22 protein-coding genes and 1 riboswitch are annotated in these 23,359 nt (G+C 64.1%); of the genes, 6 read left to right on the top strand and 16 right to left on the bottom strand.

Annotated features, from left to right (window positions below):
- Positions 1–161 precede the first annotated feature (161 nt).
- From adk to AC1MGT_RS18445, 6 genes are all read right to left on the bottom strand, one after another.
- On the bottom strand, positions 162–818 hold the full coding sequence (gene adk, locus AC1MGT_RS18470) for an adenylate kinase (protein WP_258836150.1): 657 nt from the start codon (positions 816–818) through the stop codon (positions 162–164).
- A gap of 186 nt (positions 819–1,004) precedes the next feature.
- Positions 1,005–1,757: a 3-deoxy-manno-octulosonate cytidylyltransferase gene (gene kdsB, locus AC1MGT_RS18465; protein ID WP_499501492.1), complete on the bottom strand. Its 753-nt coding sequence runs from the start codon at positions 1,755–1,757 to the stop codon at positions 1,005–1,007.
- A gap of 9 nt (positions 1,758–1,766) precedes the next feature.
- Positions 1,767–1,937 (bottom strand): Trm112 family protein, encoded by a 171-nt coding sequence (locus tag AC1MGT_RS18460; protein ID WP_183550164.1) that lies wholly within the window; start codon positions 1,935–1,937, stop codon positions 1,767–1,769.
- Complete coding sequence (gene lpxK / locus AC1MGT_RS18455; protein ID WP_499501491.1) at positions 1,918–2,952, bottom strand: tetraacyldisaccharide 4'-kinase; 1,035 nt, start codon at positions 2,950–2,952, stop codon at positions 1,918–1,920. The genes AC1MGT_RS18460 and lpxK overlap by 20 nt, the downstream gene beginning before the upstream one ends.
- A 39-nt stretch (positions 2,953–2,991) precedes the next feature.
- A complete protein-coding gene (locus tag AC1MGT_RS18450; protein ID WP_332533441.1) occupies positions 2,992–3,429 on the bottom strand; it encodes an ExbD/TolR family protein in 438 nt (145 codons plus the stop codon).
- Positions 3,429–4,037 carry a MotA/TolQ/ExbB proton channel family protein gene (locus AC1MGT_RS18445; RefSeq protein WP_183550160.1) on the bottom strand — a complete coding sequence of 203 codons (609 nt, stop codon included), beginning with the start codon at positions 4,035–4,037 and terminating at the stop codon, positions 3,429–3,431. The genes AC1MGT_RS18450 and AC1MGT_RS18445 overlap by 1 nt, the downstream gene beginning before the upstream one ends.
- Before the next feature lie 1,065 nt (positions 4,038–5,102).
- Between AC1MGT_RS18445 and xseA the strand changes: the two genes are divergently transcribed.
- On the top strand, positions 5,103–6,464 hold the full coding sequence (gene xseA / locus AC1MGT_RS18440; RefSeq protein WP_499501490.1) for an exodeoxyribonuclease VII large subunit: 1,362 nt from the start codon (positions 5,103–5,105) through the stop codon (positions 6,462–6,464).
- A gap of 110 nt (positions 6,465–6,574) precedes the next feature.
- On the top strand, positions 6,575–7,150 hold the full coding sequence (locus AC1MGT_RS18435; protein ID WP_183550156.1) for a superoxide dismutase: 576 nt from the start codon (positions 6,575–6,577) through the stop codon (positions 7,148–7,150).
- An 85-nt stretch (positions 7,151–7,235) separates the two neighbouring features.
- Here AC1MGT_RS18435 and AC1MGT_RS18430 read toward each other — a convergent pair whose 3' ends face one another.
- The gene (locus AC1MGT_RS18430; RefSeq protein ID WP_499501489.1) at positions 7,236–8,021 is read right to left on the bottom strand and encodes a UCP032817 domain-containing protein; all 786 of its coding nucleotides are present in this window, start codon (positions 8,019–8,021) and stop codon (positions 7,236–7,238) included.
- A gap of 251 nt (positions 8,022–8,272) precedes the next feature.
- Between AC1MGT_RS18430 and AC1MGT_RS18425 the strand changes: the two genes are divergently transcribed.
- Entirely contained in the window at positions 8,273–9,841 is a 1,569-nt protein-coding gene (locus AC1MGT_RS18425) for an alpha-amylase (protein WP_499501488.1), read from the top strand.
- 143 nt (positions 9,842–9,984) lie between these two features.
- On the top strand, positions 9,985–10,671 hold the full coding sequence (locus AC1MGT_RS18420) for a response regulator (protein ID WP_499501487.1): 687 nt from the start codon (positions 9,985–9,987) through the stop codon (positions 10,669–10,671).
- A gap of 225 nt (positions 10,672–10,896) precedes the next feature.
- Here AC1MGT_RS18420 and AC1MGT_RS18415 read toward each other — a convergent pair whose 3' ends face one another.
- Together AC1MGT_RS18415 and AC1MGT_RS18410 are read right to left on the bottom strand one after the other, a co-directional pair.
- Positions 10,897–11,592, bottom strand: coding sequence for a hypothetical protein (locus AC1MGT_RS18415; RefSeq protein ID WP_499501486.1), 696 nt, complete (start codon positions 11,590–11,592; stop codon positions 10,897–10,899).
- On the bottom strand, positions 11,592–12,431 hold the full coding sequence (locus tag AC1MGT_RS18410) for a MipA/OmpV family protein (RefSeq protein WP_499501485.1): 840 nt from the start codon (positions 12,429–12,431) through the stop codon (positions 11,592–11,594). Before AC1MGT_RS18410 ends, AC1MGT_RS18415 begins: the two co-directional genes overlap by 1 nt.
- 351 nt (positions 12,432–12,782) lie before the next feature.
- Here AC1MGT_RS18410 and AC1MGT_RS18405 point away from each other — a divergent pair, with 351 nt between their 5' ends.
- Both AC1MGT_RS18405 and AC1MGT_RS18400 read left to right on the top strand, forming a co-directional pair.
- Positions 12,783–14,102, top strand: a complete 1,320-nt coding sequence (locus tag AC1MGT_RS18405) for an ATP-binding protein (protein ID WP_499501483.1) — start codon at positions 12,783–12,785, stop codon at positions 14,100–14,102.
- Complete coding sequence (locus AC1MGT_RS18400; protein WP_499501482.1) at positions 14,099–15,322, top strand: MFS transporter; 1,224 nt, start codon at positions 14,099–14,101, stop codon at positions 15,320–15,322. Before AC1MGT_RS18405 ends, AC1MGT_RS18400 begins: the two co-directional genes overlap by 4 nt.
- A gap of 45 nt (positions 15,323–15,367) precedes the next feature.
- On the opposite strand, the gene AC1MGT_RS18395 is transcribed toward AC1MGT_RS18400, so the two are convergent.
- From AC1MGT_RS18395 to AC1MGT_RS18365, 7 genes are all read right to left on the bottom strand, one after another.
- Positions 15,368–15,697 (bottom strand): hypothetical protein, encoded by a 330-nt coding sequence (locus AC1MGT_RS18395; RefSeq protein WP_183550134.1) that lies wholly within the window; start codon positions 15,695–15,697, stop codon positions 15,368–15,370.
- A complete protein-coding gene (locus AC1MGT_RS18390; RefSeq protein WP_183550131.1) occupies positions 15,694–16,356 on the bottom strand; it encodes a thiol:disulfide interchange protein DsbA/DsbL in 663 nt (220 codons plus the stop codon). The genes AC1MGT_RS18395 and AC1MGT_RS18390 overlap by 4 nt, the downstream gene beginning before the upstream one ends.
- A 150-nt stretch (positions 16,357–16,506) precedes the next feature.
- Positions 16,507–18,465, bottom strand: coding sequence for a TonB-dependent receptor (locus AC1MGT_RS18385; protein WP_499501481.1), 1,959 nt, complete (start codon positions 18,463–18,465; stop codon positions 16,507–16,509).
- Between the two features lie 68 nt (positions 18,466–18,533).
- Positions 18,534–18,772, bottom strand: a riboswitch (cobalamin riboswitch).
- A 25-nt stretch (positions 18,773–18,797) separates the two neighbouring features.
- Positions 18,798–19,745 carry a ribosome biogenesis GTPase YlqF gene (gene ylqF, locus AC1MGT_RS18380; RefSeq protein ID WP_332530749.1) on the bottom strand — a complete coding sequence of 316 codons (948 nt, stop codon included), beginning with the start codon at positions 19,743–19,745 and terminating at the stop codon, positions 18,798–18,800.
- A gap of 296 nt (positions 19,746–20,041) precedes the next feature.
- Positions 20,042–21,262: a hypothetical protein gene (locus tag AC1MGT_RS18375; RefSeq protein WP_499501480.1), complete on the bottom strand. Its 1,221-nt coding sequence runs from the start codon at positions 21,260–21,262 to the stop codon at positions 20,042–20,044.
- Positions 21,234–22,142 carry a hypothetical protein gene (locus tag AC1MGT_RS18370; protein WP_499501479.1) on the bottom strand — a complete coding sequence of 303 codons (909 nt, stop codon included), beginning with the start codon at positions 22,140–22,142 and terminating at the stop codon, positions 21,234–21,236. The genes AC1MGT_RS18375 and AC1MGT_RS18370 overlap by 29 nt, the downstream gene beginning before the upstream one ends.
- A 69-nt stretch (positions 22,143–22,211) precedes the next feature.
- Complete coding sequence (locus tag AC1MGT_RS18365) at positions 22,212–23,144, bottom strand: histone deacetylase family protein (RefSeq protein ID WP_499501478.1); 933 nt, start codon at positions 23,142–23,144, stop codon at positions 22,212–22,214.
- Positions 23,145–23,359: the final 215 nt, after the last annotated feature.

Below are 23,359 nucleotides of genomic sequence, written 5' to 3'. Positions count from 1 at the left end.
GTAGACAGATAACTTATTATCGTCTTGCCAACCCGCACACGGCGCACGGGAAACAATTGCTCACAATTGTACGGCGTAATGACGATGACAGGCCCGAAATGCAGCGATCCCGCGCAGGCAGGGCCGGCGCGGGATCGCTGAGGTGGTACTGGACGGACGACTTATTCGGCCAGCGCGGCAAACGCGTTGTCACGCACCTGCTCGACCGGGCCGACGCCCGAGATGCGGCGATATTTCGGCGCGCCTGGCAGGCCCGACTCGGCCCACTTGCCGTAGTAACCGAGCAGCACCTTGGTCTGGTTGTGGTACACCTCGAGGCGCTTCGAGACGGTTTCCGCCTTGTCGTCGTCACGCTGGATCAGCGGCTCGCCCGTGATGTCATCGGTATCGTCGACTTTTGGCGGGTTGAACTTGACGTGGTACACGCGGCCCGACGCAGCGTGCGAGCGGCGGCCGGTCATGCGTTCGAGGATCATGTCGTCCGGGACATCGATCTCGAGAACGTAATCGATGTTCACGCCGCTGTCCTTCATCGCTTCGGCCTGCGCGATGGTGCGCGGGAAGCCGTCGAACAGATAGCCGTTCTGGCAGTCTGCGTCCTTCAGGCGCTCTTTCACCAGGCCGATGATGATGTCGTCCGACACGAGCTGGCCGGCATCCATCACTTTTTTGGCGGCCAGGCCCAGTTCAGTCCCTGCCTTGATCGCGGCGCGCAGCATGTCACCGGTCGAGATTTGGGGGATGCCGAACTTTTCCTTGATGAAGTTGGCCTGGGTGCCCTTGCCGGCACCGGGTGCTCCTAACAGAATGAGACGCATGAGTTTCCTGAGATTCTAGAAAATAGAGAAAAGTAAAATGGCGAATACGGTGATCTTTTTGATATGGCGCAGACTTCGTTGAGACGGAAGTTACCACAAAAGTTGGCGTAAAAGCCAGCCGCAAGCCGTTGCAGTGAGGATATTTGATCCTGCGCAGACGGCCCGGCTATACCTTTGTGGAGTGCATCAAGACGTGTAGTGCAGGCGTACGCGTGCCAGATCGTCGGGGGTGTCAACGCCCGCTGGCGGTGCGCTGTCCGTGATATGCACGGCGATCGGGATGCCGTGCCACAGCACGCGCAGCTGCTCCAGGGCCTCGATCGACTCGAGCGGCGACACGGCCATGGCCGGATACGCCTGCAAGAACGCATTGCTGTAGGCATACAGGCCAATGTGGCGCAGCGGCGCATAGCCGGCAGGCAGCGACTCGAGCGTCTGGGCAAATGCATCGCGGTGCCAGGGGATCGTGGCGCGCGAGAAATACAGTGCGCGCCCGTGCTTGTCGAGCACGACCTTGACGACGTTCGGGTTGAACACGTCGGCCGCATCGAGAATCGGATGCGCGCAGGTGGCCATCGGCACGTCGGCGCTGATCCGGGCGGCGCAGGCCGCCAGCAGGCGCGGGTCGATCAGCGGTTCGTCGCCCTGCAGGTTGACGACGACGTCATCCGGCGCCAGGCCCAGCACGTGCGCGACTTCGGCGATGCGGTCGGTGCCCGACGGGTGATCCGCGCGCGTGAGCACGGCGCTCACGCCATGCTCGGCGCAGGCGGCGGCAATGTCGGCGTGGTCGGTCGCGACGATGATCCGGGTCGCGCCCGATTCACGCGCCCGCTCGGCCACGCGCACCACCATCGGCTTGCCGCCCAAGTCGGCCAGCGGCTTGTTCGGCAGGCGGGTCGACGCCAGGCGCGCCGGGATGATGACGGTAAAGTTCATGCAGGCCGATCAGACAGGCTCGATCTTGCGCGCCTGGTCGGCCCACATGATCGGGATGCCGTCGCGGATCGGATAAGCGAGGCGGTCGGCGCGGCAGGTCAGCTCCTGCGCCTTCTTGTCGAGTTCAAGCGGACCCTTGCACAACGGGCAGACCAGGATATCAAGCAGGCGAGCGTCCACGACATTTCTCCACGATTTGTTCAGCCAGCGCAGGATCGAGCTGCGCCGTCACAGGCACGACCCACAAGCGCGGATCGTCCTTCAGATGTTCAATTTGCCGACATTTTACTGCATCCTTCTCCGTGATCAGAATGATCTCGGCGTCCAGAGCGGCGAACGGGTTGTCCAGGAAGTCGTGATGGTCGGGCAAGGCCAGTTCGCCAGGGGCCAGGCCGGCCGTGCGCAGCATCGAGAAGAAGCGCCCCGGATTGCCGATGCCGGCTGCGGCAACAATGCGTTTGGCGCGCAGATCGGCCAGCGGCACACGCGCGCCGCCATGCAGCGGTTCGGCATACTGGCCCGACAGCAGCATGCGGTACGGAGCGCCGCCGACGGCCCGTGCCAGCGCGGGCGTGATCTCGGGAACATTGACCACGGTGAAATCCCGGCGCCGCGACGGCGGCTCGCGCAGCGGCCCGGCCGGCAGCAGCCAGCCATTGCCCACGCCGCGGCCGTCGAACAGGACGATCTCGATGTCGCGCGCCAGCGCGTAGTGCTGCAAGCCATCGTCGGTGATGAGCACGTCCACGTCCGGGTGCGCCGCCAGCAACGCCCTGCCCGCCTCGGCGCGCTGGCGGCCGATGACAACCGGGCAGCCGGTACGCTGGGCAATCAGGAGCGGCTCGTCGCCCACGACGCGCGGATCGGACCCGGGCGTGACAGCGCGCGGCGCGCCATCCTTGCCAGCATCGCCACCGTGACCGCGCGAGATGATGCCCGGCCGCATGCCGGCCGCGCGCAGGGCCTCGGCCAGCCAGATCGTCAGCGGCGTCTTGCCAGTGCCACCAATGAAGATGTTGCCGACAACGATGACGGGCACGGGCAAGCGCTTTGATGCCTTGAGGCCGGACTGAAACAACTGGCGGCGCACGGCGGCCAGCGTCCCGAACAGCAGCGCCACCGGCAATAGCGCGATGGCAAGCGGGCCGCGCCGCAGCCACGCGCGGGTCAGGGTCGATTCTAGGGAAGAAGCCATGCGGGAGGATGCCGGCCCGCTTGACGCGGGCCGGTGAGGTTACTTGCCAGTGCCGGTCTGGGCAGCGAAGGTCAGCTTGTCGTAGCCGGCCACACGCGCTGCTTCGAGCACATTGATCACCATCTGGTGCATCGCGAACTGGTCGGCATTGACGATAACGACCGGGCTGGCCACCACCTGCCCGTCCGGCGTACGCGCCGCCGTCCGCATGTCCTGCGCCAGGCCGGCCACGCTGGTGAACGCCACGGGCGTGTTATTGACCGTGTAGTTGCCCTTGGCGTCGACCGTGACATTGATCTCGAACGGCTTTTGCGCCTGCTTCTCGGCCTCGGCCGTCGGCAAGGTGATCTGCAGCTCGGTGAACTTGCTGTAGGTGGTCGAGACCATCAAGAAGATCAGGACCACGAGCAGCACGTCGATGAACGGGATCAGGTTGATCTCCGGATCCTCGCGCTTGCGGCCACGGCGAAAATCCATCATTTGCGGGCACCGTGGACGACGTCGACAAATTTCACGGCCTGCAGTTCCATGTCGACGATATAGGTGTCGACCAGGTTGCGGAAGTGACGGTAGGCTACCAGCGCCGGCATCGCGATGGCCAGGCCGAAACCGGTGTTGTACAGCGCCACCGAGATACCGTGCGCCAGTTGCGCCGGGTTATTGCCACCGGTCGGGGCCGAGGCGCCGAAGATCTCGATCATGCCGACCACCGTGCCGAACAGGCCCATCAGCGGCGCGAGTGAGGCGATGGTGCCGAGCGTGGTCAGAAAACGTTCGAGGTTCTGGGCCACACCGCGGCCGGCCTCCTCGATCGACTCCTTCATGACGTCGCGTGGCGCGTCGACGTTACGCAGCGCAGCCGCCAGCACGGTGCCCAGCGGCGAATTCTGTTCCAGCTTGTTGATGACGTCCGGCGTGGCCTTGCCCGTGTGGTGCACACGGATGACTTCGTCGAGCAGGTTGCGTGGGAGGATTTTCTCGCGGCGCAGCGTGATCAGGCGTTCGACGATGAGGGCGACGGCAACGATCGACGCGAACAGCAGGAACCAGATAGGCCAGCCTGCGGCTTGAAAAATGGCGAGCAAGAGATACTCCTGAGAGGATAAAAGTCAATCCGGCAATGTAGCAAGTTGGCAGCGAAGCGGCAAGTGGAGTTCTGCACACCTTCTGTGGATAAAATTGTGCGCAAGGCGCGGGACACGGCCCAAGCACGTTGATTTCAAAGGGCTTTCTGCGCCTGCGCAAGAAAATGGCAGTCTCATGACTCAGTGCCAGCATGCAATGACACCATGGTTTTTTCGACAACGATCCTGCAGGGGCATGTAGTTGCGAACACATTCTGTGGACAAAATTGTGCGCAAGGCCCCTGGACAACACCTAAGCTATTGATTTCAAAGGGTTTCGATTACGCGCCTGTTTTGGAGGCAGTGTTGCACCAGTTTGCTCAACAGGTATAGCTGTGTAGTTCCACACACTTATTGTGGACAAAAGTGTGTGCAAGACGTCGTTTATGACACTAAGCTATTGATTTTAATCAGCAAACACGCAGAGCTTAAAATTTGAGCATATGGCCTGAATCACGCCTGAAACACGCCGTATTCCCTGCCATTGCCACGTTTATTCGGCCTTAGCGCCTCTTGTTCACAGAAAATTCGCCCTGTGCACACTTTATGTGGATAACAATGTGAGGAAACATAAAGTTAGGGGTGTAAGTCATTGATTTCATTAACAACCAATCGTCCTGCTTCAAAATTAAGCAGCTTGGTTGGTATCGACCGGGCGGATTCGGAATATAACTTTCCGGTGTAAAAAGCCGTCTAGCGACAAACAAAAGGTGTGCACAGATTCTGTGGACAACTTTGTGATCAAGCCTGCTGCAATGACCCTAAGTCATTGTTTTGTAATAAATCTACCTCCCCTGCTCAATCCGCGCGCAGCGTCATGTCCTATGAATGAGTTCCCCACAGTTTGTGTGGATAAACCGCTCTCAAACAACATTACTAACCCTGCAACCTCTTGATTTCAAACCCATTTCAATAGATTGCATTGAAAAGCAGCAATAATCGGCTTCAGCCGACCGGATTGCCACCGAACCCGGACACTTCGCCAGGGCGGCTATAATCGCCCTCTCCGATTTTTCGCGACTGACCATGTTCCCGACCAGCGACGCCGACTCTGCCTACACGCCCCCTGCCGTTCTGAGCGTCACCGCGCTGAACCAGCAAGTGGCGCGCCTGCTCGAGCGCACTTTTCCACTGACCTGGATCGGCGGCGAAATTTCCAATTTCACGCGCGCGGCGTCGGGCCACTGGTATTTCACGCTCAAGGACGACGCAGCCCAGGTGCGCGCCGTGATGTTCCGTGGCCGCGCGCAGTCGGCCGGCTTCATCCCGCGTGAAGGCGACAAGGTCGAAGTGCGCGCTCTCGTGACGCTGTACGGCGCGCGCGGCGATTACCAGATCAATGTCGAGGCGATCAGGCGCGCCGGCGTTGGCCAGTTGTATGAGGCATTCCTGCGCTTGAAGGAAAAGCTGGCGGCGCAAGGCATGTTCGACGCCGACCGCAAGCGGCCGCTGCCGCTGTTCCCGCGCAGCATCGGCATCGTCACGAGCCCCGGCGCCGCGGCGCTGCGCGATGTGCTCACGGCGCTGCGCCGACGCGCGCCCCACGTACACGTGGTGCTCTACCCCACTCCGGTCCAGGGCCAGTTCGCTGCCGACAAGATTGCCGAGGCGATCATGACGGCTTCGCGCCGCGGCGAAGTCGACGTATTGCTGGTGTGCCGCGGTGGCGGATCGATCGAAGACCTGTGGAGTTTTAACGAAGAATGCGTGGCGCGCGCGATCGATGCCTGCGCCATTCCCGTGGTCTCGGGCGTGGGCCACGAAACCGACGTGACCATCGCCGACTTCGCGGCCGACGTGCGCGCCGCGACGCCAACTGCCGCCGCCGAACTGGCCGCCACACCCCGCGCCGACTGGCTCGCATCGCTCCATGGCGACGCGCTCGACCTGCAGCGCGCGATGGACCGCCGCCTGTCGGACGCCAGCCAGGGCCTGGATAACCTGAGCCGTCGCCTGTTGAGCCCGTCAGCGCAGATCGGCCACCAGCGCCTGAAACTGCTGGCACTGGCCACAGCCATGACGCATGCGGTCAAGCTGCCCATCAACCGCCAGGGACTGGTGCTGGCGCAATTGCAGCAGCGCTGGAGCCGGCACCGGCCCGACATGCGCGCGCTGCGGGCGCAACTGGCGTCGGACGGGCGTCACTTGCACACCAGCCTGCGCAATAACCTCAAGGGCCGCCGCGATGCGCTGATGGGCCTTGCAGCGCAACTCGAACTGCTCAACCCGCAGCGCACGCTCGAGCGTGGCTACGCGATCGTGCGCGACGGCAAAGGCCAGATCGTGCGCGACCCGGCGAAGATCCACGCACGCGACACCTTGCGCATCCGACTGGCCGATGGCAGCGCCGAGGTTGGTGTAGCACAGGTGCAGAGCGTGCTCGAGTAACGAATCCTGTCCGGCAGGAAAGAGAATGCAGTCATGCAATATTGCTGCAGCCGGTTTAGAATAGCGCCGCTATCAGAACTGCAACCTTTCCAACCCAACAAGGATTTATCATGGAACACACCCTGCCAGCACTGCCGTATGCCAAGGACGCCCTGCAACCGCACATTTCGGCCGAGACCCTGGAATACCACCACGGCAAGCATCACCAGACCTACGTGACCAACCTGAATAATCTGATCAAGGGCACCGAGTTCGAAGAGATGCCACTGGAAGAGATCGTCAAGAAGTCGTCGGGCGGCGTGTTCAACAATTCGGCACAGGTCTGGAACCACACCTTCTTCTGGCACTGCATGACCCCGAACGGCGCCGCACCGAGTGGCAAGGCGCTGGACGCAATCAATGCCAAATGGGGCTCGGTCGAGAAGTTCAAGGAAGAGTTCAACAAATCGGCACTGGGCAACTTCGGTTCGGGCTGGACCTGGCTGGTGCAAAAGGCCGACGGCAGCGTCGACATCGTCAACACGTCGAACGCCGCAACGCCACTGACCACGACCGACAAGCCGCTGCTGACGGCCGACGTCTGGGAACACGCTTACTACATCGACTACCGCAATGCGCGCGCGAAGTTCCTGGAAGCGTTCTGGAACGTGGCCAACTGGGACTTCGTCAACCAGAACATGGCCTGAAGTAAATGAGTCACTGAACGTCACGCGCTGTCCGGCGTGACTATCTGCAACGGCCCGCGCAAGCGGGCCGTTTGCATGCTGGCGGTCAGTCTCCTCCGCCACCGCCGCCGCAACTGCTGCCACCGCCGCTATCGCCACCATCGCTTCCGCCGCCGTGGCAGTTGAGGTCGGCGTCACAGTCGCGCATCGCCTTGTCGTTGCCGCCATCACCGACATAATAGGTGCCTGCCCCGGTATCCAGCCCCCGTTTTTCTCGCAGTGCCGCGGCATAGTCTGTCTGGCTGATCAGGTTTGCCAGCAGCAGCGCCCGCAGTGTCAGCTCGGGATGCGGCCGTGCGCCCCCGGTCATTTTGCCGTTCGCATCCAGACGGCTGTACACGATGTCCTCGTCCTGCAGCGCGTAGCCATGACCATATGGCATACGCAATGTGGCATCGAGGCGGAACAACGCGGGCAAGCCCCGTACCCGCGAGCGCGCGTCTTCGTGTTCACGGCAGCCAACGAGCACGCGCGGCAATGCCAGCGCATCGAGCATGGCGCGGGGAAGATGGTCGATTGGCTTGCCGAAGTGGCGGCGGCAGAAGTGATCCAGATTCACGGCGTCCCATGCCATCCAAGCATGCCAGACCGAGTCGGCGGCCAGCGATGGCAACGCGCACGGCTCGCGCCGGTCTGCCGCGACCTCGAAAAAGCGCATCAGTCCGGTCGCTGCATGCATGAAAAAGAGTGCGTTGTCCGGCATGCCGGGAAATTCTTTCCCGCTAGTGCGCTGCCAGAACGGGAACAGACCAGGAGGAAGGTCCTCCAGTTGCGGACGATAGCCGGACTGCCGGATGTGCCGCAGCACGCGTACTTTGACGACCAGGTTCATGGCGTTTTCCAAGGGTGTCAGGACGTGGTTGGATGATCGGAATCTTCGACGACGGATCCCTGTTCGTCAAGCCGGCAACCCCCATGCCCAGGCTGCCTGGCTCTGAAGCAAGTCTGAATCTATGCCCTGACGTTCCGTGATAATTTCCGTCATAGCAACATTGGACAGATAGTTAGTCCACCGTGGGGGCATTATCGTCAACGCGTCACAACCCGGGAATCAACGTGGAATTCATCCGAACCAGGAAATTGGTGCACCGTCTGCCCCGCGCAGCGCGTCTCTGCAGCATCGCCTCCATCGCCATGGCGTTCAGCACGCCAGCAGCGGCTGCCGACTTCAACCCTGCCGATACCTCGGTACAGATGTTCCGCTGGAAATGGAACGACATCGCCAGGGAGTGCACGAACTGGCTCGGGCCACAGGGCTACGGCGCGGTGCAGATCTCGCCACCGCATGCATCGCGCAAGCTGGACTTCTGGTACGACGTCTATCAGGCCGTCAACTACACCAGGCTCGACAGCCGGATGGGCACGGAAGCCGAGCTGCAGGCCATGATCAATACCTGCCACGCGGCCAAGGTGCGCATCTACGCCGACGTGGTCGTCAACCAGATGGCCGACGGCGCCGGCACCGGCACGGCCACCGATGGCAGCAGCTGGAATGCCGCCACGCAAAGCTATCCCTATTTCAGCGCCCCCGACTTCCATGCCGCCTGCGTTATCCAGGGCGGTGACTACAGCCTGGCCGACCGCACCAGGGTGACGAGCTGCCGCCTCAACAACCTGCCCGACCTGAATACCGGGGCCACCTATGTTCAGGGCCAGATCCGCAACTACCTGAACAAGCTCGTGGCCATGGGCGTGGACGGTGTGCGGCTGGACGCCGCCAAGCACATGGCGCCGGGCGACATTGCCGGCTTCCTCAATGGCGTATCCCGGACCACCCGAGCCGGTGAGCCCCTGTGGTTCACGCAAGAGGTGATCCCGGACAGTGGCGTCAAGGCGAGTGCCTACCTGGCCACTGGCTTGGTCAACGAGTTCCATTACGTCTATGCGATGAAGGAAATGTTCCAGAATGTGAATGGCGCCGCCGTGGCGGACTTGCCCAGGTTTATGGGTTCGCCAAGCGCCGGATGGGGCGGGACCTGGGGCTTCCTCCCCAGCGACAAGGCGACCGTGTTCATCAACAACTGGGACTCCGAACGCGGCGAACACGCCCCGAGCTCGCTCGTGGCCAGCAACTTCACCGGCGTTCCCAACGATACGCAAGGCACCAAGCGCTACCAGCTGGCCAATGTCCTGATGCTGGCCTGGCCCTACGGCGCGGCGCAAGTGCATTCGGGCTTTCGCTTTACCCGGAGCGAACAGCCGCCACCAAGCACCAGCCCGTTCGACGCGAATGGCAATCCGCTGATCAACCAGGCATGGGACTTCATTCACCGCTGGCCCGAAATTTCGAACATGGTCGGGTTTCGCGCTGCCACATCGGGCCAGGGCGTCGATAATTTTGTCACCGGCACGCGCAACCAGATCGCCTTTTCGCGTGGCAGCAAGGGATTTGTCGCGATCAATAACGACTCAGCGGTCTGGACCACGACGCAGGCGACCGGCCTCCCGCCTGGCACCTATTGCAACGTCATCAATGGCCAGCTCAATGCCGCCAAAACAGGTTGCAGCGGCGACACCGTGGTGGTCCCGGCCACTGGCGTCGTCAAGTTCACGCTGGGCAGCGTGAATGGGGCGACCGTGCCGGCGCTTGCACTGCACGCCAACCAGAAAGTCGGCGCCAGCGTGTCACGCAACACGATTGGTGCCGACTGAGGATCGTGTGTGCGCCTTGATCGACAACCGGGCGCATCAGATGCGCCCGGTTGTCGTCAAACTGTAATGACTTGTCTCGCTTCTCGCAGGATCTGCCATTCCGGCGCACTGGCCGCTACAATGGCCGACCGAGGAGAAATTGAATGCACCGTGTAATGTTGGTGGAAGACGATGCGCGCCTGGCCGAGCTCGTCTCCGAATACCTGTCCAGTTACGAGTTCGCGGTTGACCTCGTCACCCGCGGCGACGTCGCGCTCGAGCGTTTCAAGGAACTCTCGCCCGACGTCGTGATCCTCGACCTGATGTTGCCGGGCCTGGACGGCATGGTGGTATGCCGCCAGATCCGCGAGCACTCGGACGTCCCGATCCTGATCCTGACCGCGCGCGAAGATTCGTACGATGAAGTCTCGGGCCTGGAGCAAGGCGCCGACGATTTCGTCAACAAGCCGGTCCAGCCGCGCGTGCTGCTGGCCCGCCTGCGCGCGCTGATGCGGAGGGCCCAGGCCAAGTCGGGCGTCGATGCGCGCATCCTGCAATTTGGCGCGCTGCGCATCGTCACGAGCGACCGCAGCGTCGTCTGGCGTGGTCAGCCGTGCATACTGTCGAATACCGAATACAAACTGCTGCTGGTGCTGGCCGAGGCGGCCGGGCGCGTGCTCTCGCGCGACGCCCTGCTCAAGAAGATGCGCGGGATCGAGTTCGATGGCCTCGACCGCAGTATCGACAACTGCATCTCGAAGCTGCGCCGCAAGTTCGACGATGCCGATTCGGAAAAGATCAAGACAGTGTGGGGCGAAGGCTACCTGTTTTCGCCATCGGCCTGGAATTGACGGCGCTCCCATAAAAAAACCTGCCGCGGCAGGTTTTTTTTACGTCTGACGATTCACAGCCGGGGTCACACAGCCGGGGTCAGGTCTGACATTCGGACACGGCCTCAGCCTTAGCCACTTCCAAAAGTGTCTTGACCAGTATTAGCATGACCCGGTGCCAGCTAGTTCTGACTAGCCGATTGTCGAGCTCGTGTCCGAATGTCAGACCTGACCCCCGCTTTTTACCTATTCGAACACCGGCACGATCGCTAGCGGCGCGTGGTACGTGACGAGCTGGGTCGCGTCTGTTGGCGCGAAGCGGTAGGTGACGGCCGGGAAATCGTCATCGATGTCGCCGGTGAACGCTGGCGCGCGCGTGACTGGCAGGACGGTCTCGGCGCTACCGGCCCGCACCCGGGCGCCGGCATCGGTACTTGTCTTGGGAAACACGAGCCGCACGCCCACGCACGCCTGGCTGCGCGCCGAGGCGTTGATGTGGCGGGCAAAGCCCAGGGCCTGCTCGCAGGCGGCGCGCAGTTCGGTCGCGTCGTATGAGCCATCGGCGCGCAGCGCCAGCGAGATGCGCGGGCGCACCGTGAAGCCGCCCAGCGGCCGGTTGGGCGCCAGCACGGCGTTCTCGTCGTAGGCGGCCTTGAGCAGCGGCAGCGTCGTGCGGCCAAGTGGATCGAGCGCCAGGCTGGTCTGCAGCGTGCGGCCCTTGATCAGCAGGCTCGCGCCATCTTCCAGCATCCCTTTGGCACGCGGGCGTACCTGCAGTTGATTCTGCAGCAGATGCTTGGGTCCGCCATATTTGTCGAATACCACCATCGCGCGGTAGGCATCCCGATAGCTCACCCATTCGTCGGCACGCACCTGCGCGACGGCAACGCCTGCCGTCAGCAGCAGGGTCACGCAGGCGGAGAGGTGTACGCGTTGCATCATCAGAAGCGGTAAGCGAAGGCGGTCGAAACCGTCACGTTGGTGGGCCGCTCGACGAGCGGGCTATGGCGAACGCTGCCGGTCAGGCGCGTCGCTTGCACGTTGGTGGTGAGCATCCAGGACGGACCAAGCGCCCAGTTCCAGCGCGCGCCGACGTGCACATCCTTCAGGCCGCCTCCAGGGCGGTACACGGGATTGTCGCTGGTCCAGGCGTCGTTCTCGCTCACGCCGAAATAACTCTGGTTGTAGTCGCGGTTGACCAGCGTGAGCCCGGCATTGAGCGAGACCGTGTGCTGCGGCGCAATGGCCACGGCCAGGCGCTGCACGCCCAGCGTCATGCGTGCACCGTCGCGCTCGCTACCGGAGCCGATCAGCACACTGCTGGTGAGACGCCATGCGGGAGTCAGGTAATAGTTGAGGAAGGCGCCGCCTTCGATCCGTGCATCCACGTCCGGCATGCCGGCCAGCGGATTGTCGCGCCGCATGCGCGCCGCCAGCGGCAGCATGGTCGCCACGCCGACGCCATCGACGATGCCGCCCGAACCGGACTCGTCGCGGCTGGCGTGGAGCGATACCAATGGGCCGAATTCAAGCGTGGGATCGGTCGACATGTGCATCCCGGCGCTCATGCCGGAAATGAAGATCCCATTGCTCCACTGCACCTGCAGCACTGGCAGGACCGATGTCTTCGTATTTGCCGCGCCCTCATAGCGCGCCCGTGACACAGCGCCCAGTCCCGCATACATATCGTGGCTGCCGTCGGGCATCGGGTTGGTGGCCGGCGTCTGCGCGCTCGCAACACCACTTGCTGCAGCGAGGGCCAGGGCGAAGAACTGTTTCATCGTGATGGCGTTCCGGGAGTTCGTGTGCTGATATTTTACGTCGAGCAAGCTTCGCTCTCCCAATCGCATGGTGGCAACGCAGACGCTTTCGCTCTGGCACAAATAAAAAAACCCACTGACACTTGCGCATCAGTGGGCAAACGGAAACCCTGATGATGCGACTGATGGTAAGCGTTGCGCCGCCGTGAATCACCCTTCAGATGTCCACCAATTGTCGTCAATTTGTAAGGCGATGCCCGTGCGCCGGCGTGGATGCTGACGGTTGCGCCCTTGCCGCTGTACAATCTCCGGCTCAGGAGAAACCATGCTTTTGGCCGCGCTTCATCACCGACAGTCACCCGGGATGCACCCGTGAACCGGCTATTTTTCCGGTTTTTCGTGGTCGTCATGCTGGCAATCACGGCCGCGACCTTCCTCATCTACTTCGCCTTTGCGCGCCTGTTCGGCGATCCGCTGGAAGACATTGCACGGCGCCAGGCGGCGGGCCAGATTTTCCTGATCGAACACTATGTGGACGAAGCGCCCGGCGACGAGTGGCTCACGCGCCTGAACAATGTGCGTGAAGTCTCGCCGGTGCGCTATGACCTGCTGCCGCTGGCCGCCGCGCGCGCCCGGTTCGATGGCGCCCGGCGTGCGGCGCTCGATCGCGGCGCGATTGTCCTGGATATCGGCGAACGCGCCCTGTATCGGCGTGTCGACCTGGCGGGCGAGCGCTATATCGGCAGCAACGATGACGTGCTGCATGCGCAGAACTTGCCGATCGATATCGGCAAGGAGCTCAAGAAGGAGCTGCTGCGCTTCGTCATCGTCGCCCTCGCCCTGCTGCTGCCGATTGCCTTGTGGTCGCGTTCGCACTGGCGGGCGCTGCAATCGCTGTCACGGATGGCCGACGAGTTCGGCGCCGGCAAGCTGTCGGCACGCGCCCAGCTCGCCCCCTCCGAGATCGTCTATCCGCTGGCCGAACGCATCAACGACATGGCCGGGCGCATCGAGGCGCTGATGGGCGCGCAGCGCAGCCTGCTGCATTCGGTCTCGCACGAATTGCGCACGCCGATTGCGCGCCTTGAATTCGGCCTTGAATTGCTGGACGCGCGGGCCAACGACCCGGACCTGCGCCGCCGCATCGCCGCGATGGAAGGCGATGTGCGCGAACTGAACGACCTGGTGAGAGAGCTGCTCGATATGAGCAAACTCGACAGCGCCGGCACGCTGCAGGGCGCTACGGTGGATCTGGACGCGCTGCTGCGCGACTGCTGCGCCACGCTGCCACCGTCGCCCCGGGACGTCAGTTGCCAGTTTGAGGACGGGCTCGGCACCATCGACGGCGACGCCCGCCTGCTGGCGCGCGCCGTCGGCAATCTGCTGCGCAACGCCCAGAAATATGCCAGCAGCCGGGTCGTGCTGTCGGCGACACGGGGACCAACCAACATCGAGATTGCCGTCGACGACGACGGCCCCGGCATCCCCGACGCCGAGCGTGACAAGGTGTTCGAGCCGTTCTACCGGCTCGACCGCAGCCGCGACCGCGCCACCGGCGGCTTCGGGCTCGGCTTGTCGATCGCGCTCAAGGCGGTGCTGTTGCATGGCGGGACGCTGCAGGTGGCGACGTCCGGTCTTGGCGGCGCGCGCTTCGTCGTGCGGCTGCCGCTGTCCATCGAGACTCCCGCATGAACGAACGGTTCCTGATCACCACCCTGTGCGCGCTGGCCTTGCTGTCGACCGTCGGCGCCTCCCTGCCCTACCCGATGCTGGCGCCGCTGTTTGCCGACGGCAGCGTCCACGGCCTGAACAGCTTCCTCGGCTTGCCGCCCAAGCTGCTGCTGAGCATTGCGCTGATGATCAATCCACTGGGCCTGCTGATCGGCAGCGCGGTGCTGGGGCCGCTGTCGGACGGCTTCGGCCGGCGCCGCGCGCTGCTGCTCACGACCGTGGGCGCGGCGCTCGGCCACTTGCTCACGGCCGCCGCGATGGTCATGGAATCGTATCTGCTGTTCCTGGCGGCGCGCTTCTTCACCGGTCTGCTCGAAGGCAATGGCGCCGTCATGCGCGCGCTGGTGATCGAACGCGTCAAGGGGCCGCTGCGCAATCACGCTCTGTCCTGGCTTAATGGTGCGTTCAACCTTGGCTGGCTCGTCGGACCGCTGCTGGGCGGTTTCACGATGGCCTACGGCGCAGAAGTCCCGTTCGGCATCGCCGCGGTCGCGCTGCTGCTGGGCACGCTCGGCGTGTTCCTGACGATCCCGGCGACGCCACCGGCCACGCACGGGCTGCGCTGGTGGACCGTCGCGCGTGAACGCCATGCGCTGACGCTACTGCGCCACGGGCCGCTGCGCACGCTGTTCATCATCCACCTGGGCTATTGCTGCGGCGTCGCGTCGCTGTACGAGTACTTCCCGTTGTGGCTGGTCGACGTGGGCAGCTACGATGCGCGCCAGATTTCGCTGGTGAACATGGGCATGTGCGCGTTGATGACCACTGCCGCGCTGTTTGCCGGCCATGCCAGCCTCGTCGAAGGCCGCCTGCGCGCCGGCTGGTATGCGGCCGTGGGCGCCACGGCGATCCTGTGCGTGGGCTTAGGCAATCTGTGGATCGGCATTGCGGGCATCGTCCTGTTCGGCGTGCCGCATGCGTTCTACAACACGGCGCTGCAAACGTGGTCGGCCGATACGTTCGCGGAGTATGGCCAGGGTTCGGTCATGGCGCTGCTGTCGACCATTTTCTGCCTGGCCAATATTCTGATGGCGCTGTTGGGCGCGGTGCTGACGCTGATCGACACGCGACTGGTGCTGGTCGTCGGGGGGGTGCTGGCGGCGTGCGCCTCGGTGGCGCTGCGGCGCTGGAGTGCCAGCGCCCGCGCCCGGGTAATGCATGCGGGGACACCAGTAGAATGAAAAACGGCGTCCACCGGACGCCGTTCAACTTGCTATCAACAACCTTTACTGCCCGACATTACTCGGCAGCGGACGCACATTCGTCACCGCATGCCAGAGATGCTGCCACCAGTGATCGCGCGAATTGACCGTGACGAGGCAGGCCTTGTCGACACCGGACTTGAAGACCATGTCGGGGCACTTGTTCGTCGCCAGCGCATGACGCTGGTTTTCGGCATTGACCAGCGCGATGGCCAGCCAGATGGCCACCAGGGCGAAGATCGCCGCCAGCGACCACGCGACATGGTTCACGCGGCTGGTCTCAAACAGCTCTTCCTCTTTGGGCCGTGACCCTTCATAGATCTTGAGGATATCGCGTTCGACGTCGTTGGTCATTTGGTCTGGGCTGCTTTCGTTACCAGTGCATCGAGGACCTGGCCAGTGGCCGTCATCAGCTGGCCCATGTCCTGGATCTTGTTCGATTGTGCCACAGTAGCCGGCGACACGACGTATTTACCATCGATGACGACGGTCGGCGTGCTGCTGGCCTTGTACGCTTCGGCAACTGCCGGCAGGCGCTTGAGCTTGGTCTGCACGCCGAACGAGTTCCACGCTTCCATGAACTTGGCCTTGTCGAGCCCGTTCGAGGTTGCCCAGGCGATGATGTCCTCATCCTTCATCAGGCGCTTGCGCTCGACGTGCACGGCGCGGAACACGCGGTCATGGTACTGCTCCAGCTTGCCCATGGCGTCGAGCGTCAGGAACAGGCGTGCTTCCGGGTCGCTTGGGCCCTGGAATGGCAGCGGGATGCGGCGCATCACGATGTTGTCGCCCTGCTTCTTGATCCATGCATTGAGCGTCGGCTCGAACGCATTGCAGGCGCCGCAGTGGTAGGCGAAGAATTCGACGACTTCGACCTTCTTGCCGACGGTCTGGGTCGGCTGCGGCGCGGCCAGCACGGTGTATTCGGAACCGACGCGTGGATCAGTCGGCGAAGCATTGGCGAAACCGGCAACCAGGGCGGCAGCAACGAGGGCAAAACGCAGAGTGCGCATAACATCCTTCCACATATATGATTGAGCGAACGATCGCGAGATTACCACTTTTTGCCCTTTCCCTGTCTGCAGGGCGCGATTTATTGCATTTGCTTACCGCTGAAACATGCATGCAAATACATCAGCCGTCCGCGCCCCGCAGAACATGGATCAGAAGTCGTAGCGCAGCGACACCTTCAGCTGGCGGCCATCGCTCGGGTAAATCCCGGCGCGGCAGCTGAACGCGTAACTGTAGTGCTGGCGATCGAGCAGGTTCAGGCCCGATACCGACGCTTCCCATGGGCCGAAGCGGCGCGCATAGCGGGCGTCGACCGTCGTGTACGACGGCACGCGGGCGTCGCAGCTATTGGCGAAGTCGCTGCCGAAACGCTGGCTGGCCACCCACTGCGCGCCCACATCGGCGGTCTGGCCATTGCCCGGCGTCCAGGCCAGGCGCGTCGTCACGACGTGTTTCGGCACCAGCACCATCTCGCGGCCGGCGTTTGGGCCATCACGGAACTCGGACTGCACGTACTGCCACGCGCCGGTCAGGCGCAGATTGGTCGCCAGCAGCGCCTGTCCTTCGACTTCGACACCCTGGCGCCGGGTCGGGTCGAGGTTGGTGTTGATGCCAAAGCCGCCGGCCAGCGTCGGGTCGAAGAAGATTTCGTTGGTCAGGCGGTGCCGGAACACGCGGGCCGTGGCCTTGCGCGCGTCGTTGCCGAAGGCGACGCCCAGTTCGAGGTCGCGCGATGTTTGCGGCGCCAGCACGTCCGTTGTGGCGCGGTACGAGTTTTCGTCGATGTTGGCGATGCGGTAGCTGCGGCCGGCCTTGGCGAACATGGTCACCTCGCGCGCGACGTCAATGCTGCCTTCGACCGTGAACGCATTGACCGATTGTTCGGTGTCTTCGGGAGCGGTGAACGCGAGCGGGTCGGCATAGTTCTTGTCGAAACGTTCATGGCGCGCGCCGACGGCCAGGCGCGCATTGTGCGGCGCGTTCCAGGTCAGTTCGTCGCGCACGTAGAGCGCCTTGGACGCCTGTTTTGCGTCGCCGGCCGAGAAGCTCGACGTCACTTGGCGGTCCCAGCGGGTCAGATCGATCCCGGTAACGAATTCATTGCGCTTGTCGCCAAGCGTGGCGGTGTGGCGCAGACGTGGCGAGAACTGGGTCTGCTCGGACTGGTAGCGCGAGGCCGATGGGAAGCCCGAGAACACATACGTCGAACCGACATCGCGCTCGCGGTGCGACAGTTCGGCCGCCAGTTCGATGGCGCCGATGCGGTGTTCGACGAACGCGCTGACACGGTCGGTGTCGAGCGAGCCGAAGTCATCCGGCGTATTGCTCTGGGTCGGGTTGGCCTGGAACTGTGCCTCGTTCAGCGAGCCCGGCAGGCGCGAGTCCGAGCGCGAGCTCTCGAAGCGCAGGCCGGCGCGGCCATTCGAAGCGTACGCATATTGCACGCCGCCGCTGAAGCTCGTCTGCTCGTACTTGTTGTTGTCACGGTAGTTGTCGGTGCGGCGGTCGGCCACGGCGGCGTCGAACGACCACGGGCCGGCGCCATGCGCGATCGAGGCGCGCAGGTCGAGCGCGTCGAAGCGTCCACCTTCCACGAACAGGGTGCCGCGCGTGCCGCTACCTTGCGGGCGGCGGGTGAAGATCTGGATCACGCCGCCGGTGGCGCCGTCGCCGTACAGCACGCTGCTGCCGCCGCGCGTGATCTCGATGCGCTCGACCGTGTCGACCGGGATGCTCGAGAGCACCGTGCTGGCCAGCTCGTTTTCATTCAGACGCACGCCGTCGACCATCACCACCACGTTTTGCGCGCTGTTGGTGCCGAAACCCCGCAGGTCCAGGCTGAAGTCGGGCGAGCCGTCCAGGCTCTGGCGACCGAAGACGCCGCCGATCTTGCGGATGGCCGCATTGACGTCGGCCACGCCGGCGCTGCGGATCTGGTCAGCGGTGATCACGGTGGCGCCGATTGGCGTGGCGGTGGCCGGGAAGCGGGCGGCGGTGACGACGACCGGCGCCAGCGTTTCCTGTGCGGTGGCGATGGTGGCGAAGGTGGACACGGCGAAGGCGCACGCCACAACGAGGGGCGCGCGGCGCGCGGGAGCTGCAAAAGTCATGATGAGTGTGTTCTCGGTAAAGGGCGCCCCGCTGCGTCCCCGCAGCCTGGCGTCGAAGGAAGCGCCTTGCGCTCCCACCTGTCCTGGCCGGTATCCGGGCTGGCAAGCGGACGCCCTCACCTTCCTGTCGTGCGGACAGTGGTTATCGAGATTGTCTGCCGCGGCGCAGGATGTGCGGACGCGGCGCTTGTTGACCGTTGCGGGGGCAGCACACTTCCAGGACGGCGCGCGGCGCAGCCCTGTCGTGTTTCCCGTTTAACTTCGCGCGCCGGAATGCGCGCGAGAGCACCAAAACGGCGCGATTATACCGTGTCGGCACGCGCCCTGGCAGGTCAGCTGCCGCGCTTGCCGCGCGACTGCTCTTCGAGCTTGGCAGCGAGCTTCTCGGCGGCCAGGCGGGCTTTCTCGGCCACTTCGGCCGCGTGCAGGGCCAGGCTGGCCGCGCGCGAATCCGGCGTTTCCAGGCTGATGCGGCCCAGGGCGCCCTGGCGGTAATCCTGCAGCAGCGAGTGCGCTGCCTTTTCGTAGTCGTACTCGCCGCCGCGTACACGGAAGCCCCGGCGCATCGCGACGCCTTCGATGACGCCGACACCATCCATGCCCTCGGTTTTCAGGCCGTAGCGCGCGGTGAGCAGGTGCGGGTAGCGCTGCAGCAGCAGCTCGCCCAGATATTCGGCCACTTCTTCTTCGACCAGCGCGTTGGTGCCAATGGCATGGCTGGCCGCCAGCATCAGGCCATCGGTGGCCATGGCGATCTTTGGCCACAGCATGCCGGGCGTGTCGACCAGCACCACGTTCTTGTTCAGGTACAGGCGCTGCTGGACCTTGGTCACGGCCGGCTCGTCGCCCACCTTGGCCACGCGTTTTTTCAGCAGCGCGTTCATCAACGTCGATTTGCCGACGTTGGGAATGCCCATGATCATGATGCGCAGCGGCTTCGTCGGCACGCCGCGGTGCGGCGCCAGCGACAGGGCCAGATCGGGGATACGGGCGACGTCGGCCGGCTTCTTGGTCGTCATCGGGTAGGCCGTGACGCCTTCCTGCGCATCGTAATAGGCTTTCCAGGCGGCGGTGGCGACCGGATCGGCCAGGTCGATCTTGTTGAGGATCTTGAGGCTGGGACGCTGGCGGAACTTGCGCAGCTGATCCACCAGTGGGTTGCAGCTCGCCTCGGGCAGGCGTGCATCGAGGACTTCGATCACCAGATCGATGTTCTCCATCTGCTCGGCCGCTTCCTTCTTGGCCGCGTTCATGTGGCCCGGGAACCATTGTATCGACATGCTGTTGCTTTCTTTATCTTTCGTTCAAGGTGCTATTTTACGCTGGTGGCGCGCGCGCGCGTCGCGAACCCGCCACAGCTGGTCTTTCTCTTGCGCATGACGTTGAGCCGTTGCAACACTGTTGACATATTCGGCGTGCACACTGGCCCTTGGCCACGCACGGTGGCGGGCCGCCAGCGGAGACGACATATGCGCGCACGGGACAGACTGAAACGATCGATGGCACGCTGGTATGGCGTGGGCTTGCTGTGCTGCGCCATCGCGGTGTCCGCGCTGGTCGAGTTGCCGCTGGTGCCTTACTGAACCAGCCCCGGTTCGCTGCACGCAAGAGGCGGCATGGTGGCCGCCGGATCGAACGCCGCCAAGCGCTCGCGCGCCGCCGCGCGGTCTTTCGCATACTCGGCCAGATAGCGGCTGCGTTCCTCGCTCTGCCACGCGTGATCGGGCACGCCGGCCAGCGACAGCGTGCGGCTGACCAGCACGGGGCCCTCGCGGCGCGCCAGCAGCAGCCGGTCCGGGTCCGCGTTCTCACGCAGCAGATAACCTTCGACATCGCGCAGCACCAGCGGCAACGGCGGCGCAGGGTCGGCGTCGTGCAGCAGCTTGCCGTGCACGCGCAACGCTACCGACTGCATCCCCTGCCCCAATAGTTCGTTGAAGCTCGCCAGCGCGAACGGGCGGCCCAGTGCATCGTCGATGCGGCCACTGACCACGTAGCGGCCGGCCAAGCGCACATCGAGCGGCAGCATGAACTCCAGCGCGTCCGCGCCGATCGCTTCACGCGGTGTGCCGGTCCACAGAGCCGGCAGCTCGGGCGAATGGATCACATCGAACAACACGACACCCGCGCGGCCGGCCGCGCTGAAACGCACTTCGCTGCGGATGGTGCCGTGAAAGCCCGCCAGTGCGCCCGCATGCGGCGCGAACGTGGCGCGCCAGTTGCCGCCGTCATCCTCTGAAAACGCCAGCGTCGCGCTGGGCGCGGGGCGAGCTCCCTGCGCAACCATCCCGTGGGCCAGCGCGCGTGTGACCACCAGCGGCAGCGCGGCGCCGTGTGCGTCGACGGCGCGCAGCGACAACGTGACCGTTTCGCCCGCTGCCAGGTAGACGCGCGACTGCGCGGTCTGTACCAGCACGCCCGGATCGCTGTCACCGCCAGCGACGCGCATCGGATTCGATTCGCGCACCGGCTGGTTCGGATACAGCTGGTCGGGATGCTGCGCGGCCGGGCGCGAGGCATGCGGATAGCGGCTGTGCTGGAGGTAGCTGCAATAGGTGTGCTGCGTTAATCGGACCTGCCCGGCAAGCTGGCGGCGGCGAGCGCTACGGTCTTCGCCGGAGGGGGGCATGACCGGCACCGGCCCGAGAAAATGCAACCCAGCCGGCGGCGCCGACGCTGCACGTGGCAGCGCCGTATCGTCCTTGTGCCCAAACAGCCCGACCACGAACGCAGCGGCGACGAACAGCGCCAGCCAAACGGCGCGCCGCCTAGTTGGCCGTATCGACCATCGCGTCACGCATGACTCCGATGATGCCGGCCCAGTTGCCGTCGCCATAGTGGTTGAAGCGTTCGCCGTCGTCGCGGAACACGACCGAGTGCCAGCTCCACTTGACGCTGCCGCCCTGGTTCGGCGCGGTGCCCAGGCGCAGGTCGTCGCACAGCCAGTCGCCAGGATTACACAGCGAACGGCCCGCATTGCCGGCCACGCCGCCGCTGCTGTGGTAGGCCACGACTTCGTCGTCCTGGCCCGGCAACAGGAACGAGTACGCGGTGCCGCGCGCGCCCGCGTAGCGATAGAACCAGACGTTGCGGGTGTCATTGTGGTTGTACATGGCGCGCGCGGTGCTGGTCTTGAGGTCTTGCACGAGCGGCTCGGAGGTGGTCCAGCCGCCGGCGTTGGCGAGCTCGGAGCCGCCCGCCGCGCCGGCCGCGACGCGCACCCATTTGAGGTTCCAGCCCGTCTGCACACCGCCGCTGGCGGCGCATACACCGCTGGCGTTCGCGCTGGCGTTCGTCACGGTGCGCGCCGAGCCGCCGTAATTGGCCAGTGTGTAGCCAAGCAGCAGGTCGCCCGCGCTGTAGGTGGCGATATAGCACCAGTTCTGGCCCGTGCAGAAGCAGTCGAGCGCATCGCGCACGCGACCGCTTTGCGAGGCAATGCTGCTACGGCCGTCCCAATTGACTGCCCGCTTGTTGATGCCGGCAGGGGTCGCGGCCGGGCCCCAGTAGCGAAAGTCGCTGTAGTTGCCGGGCGCGCCGCCGCCGCTGCGGCCATTGATCCAGAGGGTGTAATTGGTGGCGCCCGCCACGGTGCTGGCCAGCAGCAGGCACAAGGTGCAAATAACGTAGAAGGTGTACGGGATGCGGCGGTGTTTCATGCTGGTCTCCTCGCTCATGCTGGTCTCCTCGCTGCCCGGCGCGTGCCGGTGCTACGTTAGAGACCAGAATGCCGGCGCGGTTCCCGACTATTCGAGATCGGCCAGCACCTTCAGATGCGCCACGACGCTGCGCGCCAGCGACGACAGCTCATAGCCGCCTTCGAGACAGCTGACGATCCGCCCGCCAGCGTGCTCGTTGGCCACCGCCAGCACCTGCCGCGTGATCCACGCATAGTCTGCCTCGACCAGCCCGATGCCGCCCATGTCGTCGTCGCGATGGCCGTCGAAGCCGGCCGAGACAAAAATCATCTGCGGCTTGAAGGCATGCAGCGCCGGCAGCCACTGCTCCTGCACCAGCTGGCGCACGGTGTCGCCCTCGCAGCGCGCCGGCACGGGCACGTTCACGCAGGTGGCCGTAATCGGTTCGGGCTCGGTGTAGGGAAAGAACGGGTGCTGGAAGAAGCTCGCCATCAGCACGCGCGGATCGTCACGAAACGCATCGGCGGTGCCGTTGCCGTGATGGACATCGAAGTCGATGATTGCGACGCGCTCGAGTCCATGCGCCTCGAGCGCGTGGCGCGCGGCGATGGCCACGTTATTGAAGAGGCAAAAGCCCATCGGCTCGGTCGGCGTTGCATGGTGGCCTGGCGGGCGCACCGAGCAGAAGGCGTTGGTGACCGTGCCGGCGATGACGTCGTCGGTTGCCGCCACGGCAGCGCCGGCCGCGCGCAGCGCCGCCTGGTAGCTGTGCTGATTGAGCGACGTGTCGCCATCGAGCGGGTAATAGTCGCCCGGCGTCGTGGGCACATGGTCGCGCACGAGCGCCAGCGCGCCCGCCGTGTGGTTGCGCAGGATCTGCGCCGTGTCGGCCAGCGGCGCACTGCGCTGCTCGATCAGGCCATCCAGGCGCGCCAGGATCAATTGGTCGTCGATGGCCCGCAGGCGCGCCGGGGACTCGGGGTGCCAATCGCCCATCTCGTGCCGCAGGCAGTCGGGGTGGCTGTAAATCGCTGTACTCATAATGCTCGGTCTCCGCCTGTGCTCATCCATTCACACCTTGCCACGCCGTTCTCGCATAGAATCCCTTGGGACGGCTTGTTGCTGTCGACGTATGAAGATTGCCAATGACGCTAATCTACCACGGCAGGCCACAGCGCTGCTGTGCCGCCTTGTCAATCATGCCATACGTTCAAGGTCCAATGACCTGTTCCATGTACCGAATAACGTAAAGCCAA

The organism is Telluria sp. BA11 (genome assembly GCF_056680305.1).
Note: the sequence above shows the minus strand (reverse complement) of the source record. Positions and strands in the feature narration are given on the sequence as shown.